At 50.6% G+C, this 810-nt stretch carries 1 protein-coding gene; it reads left to right on the top strand.

What is annotated here, in order from left to right:
- Positions 1-104: 104 nt before the first annotated feature.
- A partial coding sequence (locus tag AAA138_RS09845) for a hypothetical protein (protein WP_349090673.1) occupies positions 105-810 on the top strand: 706 nt, incomplete at its 3' end.

The following is an 810-nucleotide window of genomic DNA, read 5'->3' as shown; positions in this document are numbered from 1 at the left end:
CCTCCCTGGTTTTAAGCCTTTTCGCTTGATTCCATTGAACAGCCGCAAACAGCCGCGTAATATGACTTTTATCGGGTTTTAAATTTTGGCTGTTTGGAGCATTAATGCTTGATTCCGAACAAGAGCCGTTTAGCTGGGGTTTCGAGGCTGGCTTTCTTCGCTCTCCCGTCAATCCCCGCATGCTTCTTCTTAACAGAACGCCAGAGATTGATTGCGCCGATGACGGAAACGCAACCGGCAATGCAAGCGCATGGAATCTCGTCTCCGTAGCCAACGACCTATTACGCGTCGACTTAAGCTCGCTTTTCAACGAGATTGGGGGCCACTTTCGTGAGCGAGCAAAATTGCGCTTTTACATCGATTTGCAGAACGCCATTCGTCAGCCCCCTGCTCCCCACGATGCGCAACACGCTTCGATGGACTACGCAGCCGAACCAGACCATGACGACTGGCTCGATCCAGACGATTCCGACCAAGAGTCCGCGCAAGCAGAATTGAACGAAGCCGAAATCGAAGTCAACCTTCAAAAACAAAAGGAACGCGACCTCGATTTCTTTGCTCCGATATTCGATAAAGCCATTACGCGCCATGCACACGGAGAGATATCTGGCATGGCCAGGTATCTCCTTGAAAATGTCTGCAGGCAGTGTGTCATGAACATCACAGCGATTCCCGACTATCGCTATTACAGCTGCTGGATGAACAACAACGCTATTGAGTGCAAAGAAATCAACCGCCTGTACCGCGCGGTGATCACGACATCGGCCCAACTCAATAAGCAAGAAATGGCGTCCCTCTTCAGCTCCTATC

The sequence above is a fragment of the Collinsella sp. CLA-JM-H32B genome (genome assembly GCF_040098065.1).
In the GTDB taxonomy this organism is placed as follows: Bacteria; Actinomycetota; Coriobacteriia; order Coriobacteriales; family Coriobacteriaceae; genus Collinsella.
The sequence above is the reverse complement of the archived record's forward strand: the minus strand, read 5'-3'. Positions and strand labels throughout refer to the sequence as shown.